Source organism: Citrobacter sp. Cm038, from assembly GCF_030333105.1.
Classification (GTDB): Bacteria; Pseudomonadota; Gammaproteobacteria; order Enterobacterales; family Enterobacteriaceae; genus Citrobacter; species Citrobacter murliniae.
On the sequence record NZ_JAOWGO010000003.1, the window covers coordinates 1 to 306 of the forward strand.

2 rRNA genes are annotated in these 306 nt (G+C 51.3%); both read right to left on the reverse strand.

Going from position 1 to position 306, the window contains the following annotated elements:
- Positions 1 to 70, reverse strand: a 5S ribosomal RNA gene (rrf, locus tag OGY01_RS00690); the annotation flags it as partial.
- Between the two features lie 91 nt (positions 71 to 161).
- Positions 162 to 306 (reverse strand): 23S ribosomal RNA (locus OGY01_RS00695); the annotation flags it as partial.

Sequence of the window (306 nt, forward strand, 5' to 3'; positions counted from 1 at the left end):
CGGCGCTACGGCGTTTCACTTCTGAGTTCGGCATGGGGTCAGGTGGGACCACCGCGCTACAGCCGCCAGGCAAATTCTGTCATTAACCCGCTTATCGCCGGTTAATAGTATCTGTATCAAGCTGAAATTTCGTCTCTTCGCCAAAACAGCTTCGGCGTTGTAAGGTTAAGCCTCACGGTTCATTAGTACTGGTTAGCTCAACGTATCGCTACGCTTACACACCCAGCCTATCAACGTCGTCGTCTTCAACGTTCCTTCAGGACTCTTAAAGAGTCAGGGAGAACTCATCTCGGGGCAAGTTTCGTG